The sequence below is a fragment of the Cellulomonas sp. RIT-PI-Y genome (genome assembly GCF_025642745.1).
GTDB lineage: Bacteria > Actinomycetota > Actinomycetes > Actinomycetales > Cellulomonadaceae > Cellulomonas.
Map to the genome: position 1 here is coordinate 1 of NZ_JANZKP010000082.1, position 8,693 is coordinate 8,693.

Annotated in this window: 6 protein-coding genes and 1 pseudogene; 1 reads left to right on the plus strand and 6 read right to left on the minus strand. The window is 69.9% G+C overall.

Annotated elements, in window-relative coordinates; genetic code table 11:
• The 5 genes from OGL89_RS16430 to OGL89_RS16450 all read right to left on the minus strand — a co-directional run.
• The coding region (locus OGL89_RS16430) for a hypothetical protein (RefSeq protein ID WP_263121251.1) at positions 1-253 on the minus strand (253 nt) is incomplete at its 3' end.
• A 112-nt stretch (positions 254-365) separates the two neighbouring features.
• Entirely contained in the window at positions 366-3,284 is a 2,919-nt protein-coding gene (locus OGL89_RS16435; protein ID WP_263121252.1) for a glycoside hydrolase family 3 C-terminal domain-containing protein, read from the minus strand.
• 75 nt (positions 3,285-3,359) lie between these two features.
• Positions 3,360-3,770, minus strand: coding sequence for a hypothetical protein (locus OGL89_RS16440; protein WP_263121253.1), 411 nt, complete (start codon positions 3,768-3,770; stop codon positions 3,360-3,362).
• A gap of 97 nt (positions 3,771-3,867) precedes the next feature.
• A complete protein-coding gene (locus tag OGL89_RS16445) occupies positions 3,868-6,264 on the minus strand; it encodes a glycoside hydrolase family 3 protein (RefSeq protein ID WP_263121254.1) in 2,397 nt (798 codons plus the stop codon).
• 342 nt (positions 6,265-6,606) lie between these two features.
• Positions 6,607-6,867 (minus strand): helix-turn-helix transcriptional regulator, encoded by a 261-nt coding sequence (locus tag OGL89_RS16450; protein ID WP_263121255.1) that lies wholly within the window; start codon positions 6,865-6,867, stop codon positions 6,607-6,609.
• A gap of 68 nt (positions 6,868-6,935) precedes the next feature.
• Here OGL89_RS16450 and map point away from each other — a divergent pair, with 68 nt between their 5' ends.
• The gene (gene map / locus OGL89_RS16455; protein ID WP_263121256.1) at positions 6,936-7,706 is read left to right on the plus strand and encodes a type I methionyl aminopeptidase; all 771 of its coding nucleotides are present in this window, start codon (positions 6,936-6,938) and stop codon (positions 7,704-7,706) included.
• A 43-nt stretch (positions 7,707-7,749) separates the two neighbouring features.
• Here map and OGL89_RS16460 read toward each other — a convergent pair.
• A pseudogene (locus OGL89_RS16460) lies at positions 7,750-8,693 on the minus strand (hypothetical protein); the annotation flags it as partial.

The following is an 8,693-nucleotide window of genomic DNA, read 5'->3' on the forward strand; positions in this document are numbered from 1 at the left end:
ACCCGCGGCTGCACCGTGCGCTCGACCTCGACGCCGGTTCGGAGGCGTTCAGTCCCAGGTGGTCGGCGGATCCGGCCTGCTTGCGCACGCCGTGCGGCCCGTCGGCGAACCAGAGCGACCGGACACCGAGCCGGGACAGGTCATGGGTCTGCCAGACCGTCCTACCGGTCAGCAGAGCGGCCTTCTCCAGCAGGGTCGCCGTGGTCAGCAGAGCGGCCGGATCCAGTGCGCTCGGGCTCTCGGTGGTGGACAACGTGCACTCCTCGTCGATGAGGGAGGTGGACTGGGGTCGGTCGGACGACCGGGGGTGCCGCCCCGCCGGGCGGAGGTGGGCTCCGTCTGCCCGGCGGGGCGGGGCGTGTGCGTCAGCTCGCCCGCTGGCGGCGGACCCGGCGGATCACCATGACCACCCCGGCCAGCACGAGCAGACCGACCAGGACCGTCGCGATGATCTGGATGTACACCCAGGTCGGCGGGGTGTAGTCGACCGTGGCGCCCGGGGCCAGCCCGTTCATCGCGTTCGAGTTCGCCACCGTGAACAGGATGTTGTGCGTGGCGTTGCGGATGTCGGTGACCGCCTTCGCCGAGGAGGTGTCCCCGAAGGACTTCGACGGCTGGAAGGTCAGGGTCAGATCGGTGCCCGCGCTGATCCCCTGGTTCGGGTTCATGTAGGCGTAGAGGTTGAAGTCCGAGATGGCGAAGCCCTCGAATCCCCACTCCTCGCGCAGCACGTTCGTCATCAGCGCCTCGGAGCCACCGGCCCAGGTCGACCCGATCCGGTTGAAGGAGCTCATCACCGCGGTCGATCCGACGGTGGTGTGCTCGATGGTCCCGTCCGCGTCGGACACGTAGGCCACGTCCATCGTGATGCCCTTGACCGCCATCTCGAACGGCTTGAGGTAGAGCTCACGGATGGTCTGCTCGGTCGCCCAGGTCGCGATGCCGTTGTTGACCCGGTTGGTCTCCTGATCGTTCAGCGCGAAGTGCTTGAGCGTGGTGTAGACGCCCTTGGTCGCCGCGCCGTTGGCCACCGAGGTCATCATCGAACCGGACAGGAACGGGTCCTCCGAGTAGTACTCGAAGTTGCGGCCGGCGAACGGCGAGCGGTGCAGGTTGGCCGCCGGGGCGTACCAGCCGTTGATGTCCTTCTGCATCGCCTCGTTGCCGAGCATCTCGCCCATCGCGGTGCCGAGGTCGACGTCCCAGGTCTGGGCGATCAGGAACTCGGACGGGTACGCCACGCCGTTGATCGAGGAGTTGATGAAGGAGGAGAAGCCGGCGGGACCGTCGGGCTCGGTGGTCTGCGGCTTGCCGATCGAGCCGATCGCGGCGGTCTGGTACGCGCCGTTCAGCAGCATGTCGGTCATGTCGCCGACGGTCAGCGAGTCGAGCAGCTCGTCCCATTGCGGGTCGTCCTTGGCCAGGCCGCGCAGGTCGATCAGGGACAGGTCGGTGCCGGCGCCGGTGGTCGGCATCTCCCCGTCGAAGGCCTCGGCGGCGGTGTCGTCGTCCCAGGCGGCGAAGCCCTCGGCGACCGCGTCGTCCGCGACCAGCTGGTCCCCGGTCGGAGCGGTCGGGAACGTCCCGGCGAAGTCCGCGCGGGACATCGACACGATCTTGCCCTCGGTGGGCTCCGCGACGAACTGGGCCGACACGTCGTCGAACTGGTTGGTCACCGCGGCGACGTCGCTGGCGCGGTGGTCGTCGCCGGCGTACACCACGTCGGAGTCGACGGTGTAGGTCAGGGCATCCGCGACCACGGTGTGCGAGTCGGAGCGCAGGCTCAGCAGGTAGTCGCCGGCCTCCAGCACGTAGGCGGCCTCGCCCTGGTGGTCGTAGGACGCCATGTCCTCGACGGCCAGCTCGATGGTCACCGACTCGCTCGCCCCCGGCTCGATCAGCCCGGTCTTGTCGAAGCCGCCGAGGACGACCTCGGACTTCTCGATCCCGCCCGGTGTGTACGGGGCGGTGTAGTACAGCTCGACGACGTCCTTGCCCGCGACGTCACCGGTGTTGGTGACCTGCACGGTCACGGCGATGGAGCCGTCGACGGCACCGGCCTGGGTGTCGGTGACCTGCCAGGCGAAGTCGGTGTAACTCAGGCCGTAGCCGAACGGGTAGACCACGGCGTCGTCGTAGTCGAGGAAGCCCTCGGCCGCGGCGGTCTCGTAGTAGCGGTAGCCGATGTAGATGCCCTCGGCGTAGTTCACGAACGGCGCCTCGTCGGTGACGGTCGCGTTCGAGGTGGCGGACTCCACGGCGGAGACGGGGTAGGAGACCGACAGGTTGTCGTAGAGGTACCCGCCGAAGTTCGCGAAGGTCGGGTCGGCGGTGAAGTCCGCGGCCCACAGGTCGGCGGTCCGGCCGGACGGGTTCACGTCACCGGACAGGATGCGGCCCAGCGCGTTCAGGCCGGTGGCGCCGGGCGACCCGGCGAGCAGGATCGCGTCCACGCCGGCGTCGTCCTGCAGCGGGCCGAGCTCCATCGTCGTGGACGCGTTGATCACCACGACCACGGTGTCGAAGTTCGCCTGGGCGAGCGCGACCAGATCCTTCTCGTCCTGGTTCAGCTCCAGCTGGTGCTGACCGGACACGTAGTGGTCGTCCCAGCCCTCCATGTCGGTGGCCAGGTCACCGCCCTCGCCGCCGGGACGGCCGACGTAGATCACCGCGGCGTCGCCGTACTCGGCGAAGGTGGACTGCTGCGCCTCGTACTGCGCGACCGGCAGCTCGCCGATCGTGTAGGAGGAGGCCTCCGGGTTGTCCATCTCGATGTAGCCGCGCGGGTTCTCCGCGGCGAAGGACTCGATGGTGCTGAACACCGCGTCGTTCACGGTGAAGCCGGCGTTCTCCAGGCCCTGGCGCGCGTTCACGGCCGAGTTGGTGTCGACCGACCCCGAGCCCGAACCGCCGAACACCGGGTCCGCGGCGGCACGGCCGAGCATGGTGACCTTCGCACCGGCGGCCAGCGGCAGGGCCGCGGACTCGTTCTTGGCCAGCACGATGCCCGCGCCGGAGATCTCCTCCACCAGGTCCTTCGCGGCGGCGTCGACCTCGTCGATGTCCGCGTAGTCGGAGGTGTAGTAGTCGGTGTCCCAGTCGGCCGACTCCTCGGCATTGGTGAAGGTGTAGGTCCCGGAACCGAACTGGGAGGCGACCCAGCCGCCCGCGACCACCAGGGCGACGTTCGCCACCACGGCGACCAGGGTCACCAGGGCCAGCACCGGCACCCAGATCGCCAGGTACTTCTTGTTCGACATGCGCTTCTTCACGCGGGCGTTCACTGCGTTCCTCCTCGGGAGCGATCGACGGTGCGGCTGGGCCGGGGCGCGGGTGGGCGCCCCGGCCGGGTGCGACCGCTACTCGGTGACCTCGGTGATGGTGCCGTCCTGGTCGATCTGCCAGGTCTTGCCGGTCTCCGCCGAGTCGGCGTCGATCGTGTAGGCGCCGTCGGTGATCGTGACGGTGCCCTGCACGCGGGACGCCGCCTCGGAGAAGGAGTAGGGCACCACCAGCAGGCCGTACTTCACGGTCGGCGCCTGCACGTCGCTGGCCAGCATGATCTGGCCCCAGGAGTCGTCCTCGGCCAGGGCGTCGGACACCGCGGCCCGGGCGTTCTCCAGGTCCTCGGCGACGTCGACGTCCTGCGACGTGGTGGCGGCGGTGTCGCTGCCGCCCGACGAGTCGTCGCTGCTGCACGCGGTCAGGCCGAAGGCGCCGGTCAGGGCGATCGCCACACCGAGTCCGGTGGTCAGGATCTTGCGCTTCACTGTCGTGCTCCTCGAATGAGAGTGCTGGCCGCGGGCCCACCCCGCGGCCGGTGGTGCACCGGGTGGCCGGGACGGATGCGCCGGCCACCCGGGTCGATCACCCGGCGATGACGCCGCTGTAGTCCAGGCCGAACCCGAACAGGTAGGAGTTGCCGGCCGAGTCCACGTAGGGCTCGGTGTCCTCCTGGACGTCCTCCAGCTGGGCCTCGACGGCGTCCATGGAGGCGGGGAAGGCGATCGGCAGCCGGCCCTGCGGCTCGGACAGACCGAGAGCGGTCTCGATCAGGGCCTGGTCGCTGACGCCGAAACCGACCAGGATCGCGTCGGACTGCGCCTCGAACTCGGCCGGGACGGTCGGGTTCTTGGCCTTGAGGACCGTGATGACCGGGATGTCCTTGCCGGAGGCCTCGACGGCGGCCACCGCACGCTCGAACGCGTCCAGGTCGGACTCGTTCGCGGTGCGCGAGGTGTTGCCGTAGTAGGACCGGTTCTGCTGGGTGCCGTCCGCGAGGAGGTCGCCGGAGAGGGAGACCTGGCGGACGTTCTCGCCGTCCGCGGTGTACGGGCGGTACTGCAGGGACAGCGGGTACCACTCGTCGGTCTCGGTGTCGTGGCCGGAGTTGGCGAAGACGGCACCACTGTTCGGCGAGTCCATCCCGACCAGGACCAGGTCCACGTCGGACAGGTCGGGGGCGGTGTAGCTGGTGACCTTGCCGTCCGCGTCCTTCACGGCCTCGTCGGTGACGACCTCGGCGAAGTACTCCTCCGCGATCTCGACCGTCAGGCCGGGGCCCTCGGTGTACTCGCCCGGGCCGAACAGTCCGTCCTGGCCGGTGTCGTAGTTGCTCGGGATGTAGACCGTCTTGTCGGCCCAGTCACCCGCCTCGGCGGCGGCGATCGTCTCGGCGTCGTTCTTCAGCATGACGACCGAGTCGAGCTGCGCCTGGTAGCCGGCGTCCAGCTTGTCCTGGCTCGCGACGATCTCCTGGGACTCGTCGAGGTCCAGGTAGGCGTTCTCGTACAGACCCGGCTGGAACAGCATCGCCAGGATGCGGGTCCCGGACTCGGCGAAGCGGGTCTCGGCGTCGACGTCGTTCACGCCCGCCTCGTAGTCCGCCTGCCACATGTCGTAGGCCTCGAGCACCGGGGCGACCGCGTTGTTGCCGCCGAACATGTCGACGCCGTTCTGCAGGATCGCGTAGTGCCGCTCCGCCACCGTCAGGTCGTCCGCACCCCAGGAGGTGCCGATCAGCGCATCGGGGTCGGTGCTACCACCGGCGGTGACGCCCCAGTCGGTGACGACCACGCCGGAGAAGTCCTGCCGCAGCAGGCCGGTGCGGTAGGAGTCGTAGGCGGAGCCCATCCGGTCGCCACCGCCCAGGGCGTTCCCGTCGCCGTCCAGCGCGATGGAGTACGCGGTCATCACGGCGGCGGCGTCCATCGAGCCGAGGAAGACCTCGGCGTGCGCGTCGAAGTTGTCACCGGGGTACACGCCGTACTTGCCGGCCTCGGTGTGCGACTCGCGGCCGCCCTCGCCCGGACCGTCGCCGGCCCAGTGTTTGATCATCGCGTTGACGGACTCGTCGCCCCAGCCGTCCTCGTCCGGGGTGGCCTGGAAGCCCTCGACGTAGGCCTGGGCCATCGCGGTCGCGAGCTCGACGTTCTCCCCGAAGGTGCCGTCGACCCGCAGCCAGCGCGGCTCGGTGGCCAGGTCGATCTGGGGGCTGAGCGCGGTGCCGATCCCCAGCGCGCGGTACTCGGCCGACACGGTGCTGGCGAAGGTGCTCATCGTCTCGGTGTCGAAGGTCGCGGCCAGGCCCAGGTTCGACGGCCAGCGCGAGATGTCGCCGGAGGCGTTGTAGTTGCCGCCGCTCTCCGCGGTGGAGCGCGGGTCGGAGCTGAAGTTGACCGGGACGTAGGGCTCGTCCTCGGTGGCCAGGGACTCGACGTAGGCCTGCAGCTCGTTGGACCAGGTGACGTTCGCCTCGACGTCGTTCGGGCCGGCGTTCAGCACGTTGCGCAGGCGCGAGTCCGACAGGTACTCCTTCTGCGCGTCGGTGAGGCCGTCGGCGGGAGACCGCTCGTGCGAGCTGAACAGCATCAGACCGGCGATCTGCTCCTTGGAGAGCTGTCCGGCCAGATCAGCGGCCCGGTCCTCGGCGGACTCGCGCCAGTCCTCCCAGAGGTCCAGCGTGCCGTTGCCGTTCATGTCCTTGAACGCGTACTCCTTGCCGTCCACCGTCTCGGTGAGCAGCTCGATGCCGCTGTCCGCGCCGTAGGACAGCGTCGCGCCGTCGCCCGGGTTGGTCACGACCACGAAGTCGGTCGTGCCGTCGCTGACGTCCCGGGTGGTGAAGCTGCTGGAGTCGGAGCTCTGGTCCTCCGGGTCGGCGGAGGTGCATGCCGTCAGGGCGAACAGGGCCACGCCGGTGACCACCGCGACGCCCTTGACGTACGTGGCCCCCCGCGGGGTCCGTGGTGTCGTCGTCTTCATTGACCTTCCTTGTCCTTCGAGCGGCCCTGCTGCCCGCCCCGGCCGACTCCCGTCCCCCCATCGGGGCGGGCGTCCGGTCCGGCGTCACAGCGCACCGAGCTGACCTGACGCGACCCGGGACGTCCTGGTCCGGTGGCCGCGGTCGCCAAGCTAGGACCGACGGACGGAGGTTCCGAGGGCCGTCGGGTGGACCGTCGTCCTGGACGGGCAACCGGTCGCGAAGGTCACAGGACGGTCACAGCGAGGTCGCGGAAGGTCTCACCGCCGAGCGGCTCGATGTCACCGCCCGGACGCCGCTGCAGTCGCCCTGCCGACGGGCCGACCCGCGTCGGCGGCGATCCGCTAGGAGGCGACCGCCTGCGCCGTGCTCGCGCGCGCCCAGAGCTCGTCCAGCGACACCCCGAGCACGGCAGCGATCGCCGCGACGGTCGGGAACGCCGGGGTGGCGATCCGCCCGGACTCGATCTTGCGCAGCGTCTCCGGCGACACCCCGGCGTCCAGTGCGACGCTGAGCATCGACCGCTCGCCGCGGGCCTGGCGCAGGGCGGCGCCCAGTCGGCGGCCGCGTTCGAGCTCGTCGGAGGTGAGCGGGAGCCGGACCATGACGCCGATAGTAATACCGGGATACCCTGGCCGGGATAGTTATTGGCAACTCGTGCGAGAAGGCCCCGATGATCGAGATCCTCAGCCCCAGTGAACTTCCCCGTGCCCGGGCGGTCGGCGCCCTGGTGGCCCGCATCCTGCAGGCCATGAAGGGCCGCGCCACGGCCGGCACCAACCTGCTGGAGATCGATCGCTGGACCCGGGAGATGATCGTCGAGGCCGGCGCGGTGTCCTGCTACGTGGACTACGCCCCGTCCTTCGGCGAGGGGCCCTTCGGGCACTACATCTGCACCTCGGTCAACGATGCGGTGCTGCACGGCAAGCCGCACGACTACCGACTGGCCGACGGCGACCTGCTGACCCTGGACCTGGCGGTCTCCCTCGACGGGGTCGTCGCGGACTCCGCGATCACGTTCGTGGTCGGCGGCCGGGGGTCACAGGAGGACCTCGACCTGATCGACGCGACCCAGCGCGCGCTCGCCGCGGGGATCGCCGCCGCCCGCCCCGGGGCGCGGATCGGCGACCTGTCGTACGCGATCGGCGAGGTGCTGACCGACGCCGGGTACCCGATCAACCTGGAGTTCGGCGGGCACGGCGTGGGCTCGACCATGCACCAGGACCCGCACATCTCCAACGACGGGCGTCCGGGCCGCGGCTACACGCTGCGCCCCGGCCTGCTGCTCGCCCTGGAGCCGTGGATCATGGCGGACACCGACGAGCTGGTCACCGACGCGGACGGCTGGACGCTGCGCAGCGTGACCGGCGCCCGGACCGCGCACAGCGAGCACACCATCCTGATCACCGAGGACGGGGCCGAGATCCTGACCCTGGCGGAGTGACCGGTGCGGCCGACCCGGTGTCCCGGGTCGGCCGCACGTCTGTTCAGCGCCCCAGATCGCTCAGGAAGCGCTTGGTCCACTGCAACGGGGTGGAACCGCTCACCGAGCTGCAGATCGGTGAGGCGGTCGACTGCGGTGAGGCGCACGGCGTATCCCGGTCCAGCGACCAGTGGTGCAGGCCGGCGATCCCGTTCTGCACCGCCCAGGCCGTCACCGTGTCCACGTCGGCCAGGGTGAAGACCTCGTCCGAGGTGTCGTTCACGCCGATCATCGGGGTGAGCTCGACCTTGCTGTACGGGATGGCGTAGGTGTGCTTCAGGTTCACCGCCGCCTGGATCGTGGACGCACCCATGTCGCAGGTCGCCCCCTTGAGGACGCAGTTCGCCGCGGTCGCCCGGCCGAAGTCCATCGTCATCAGGTTGATCGTGTAGTTGGTCAGCGTGGACGCCTTGATCGCCTTCACCACGGCGTCCCCGGTGCTGTTCAGCCCGCCGTAGGACCCGTCCGAGGCCGCCAGCGTCGCCAGGGTGAAGGAGAACCGGAGCTTCGGGTAGGTGGACTGGGCCGCCGCGGCGGCGTTCACCAGGGCCTGGACGTCCGCCACCGACTGCCCGCTCTCGATGTCGAAGTCGATGCCGACCAGGTGCGGCGTGGCGTAGGTGGCGATGAACGCCTTCAGCGCGTCGCCCGTGGCGCACTTGAACGACCCCGCAGCACCGCCGGTGGAGACCACGTAGTTCAGCCCCGCGCTGTCGAGCTGCGGGATGTTCGCGGCGACGAACGCGTCCTTGGACACCCCGCCCCACGACTCGCTGCCGCAGGTGCCGGTGGCGAAGGCCAGGGTGATCGCGCCGAGGTTCGGCAGAGCGCTGGACACCAGGCTGTTGCTGGCGCCCACCACCGGGATCACCTGACCGGTGGCCGCGGTCCGCATCTGGTTGGTGTTCCAGTTCAGGTTGACCGTGATGTCCTTGTACGGGCTGAACA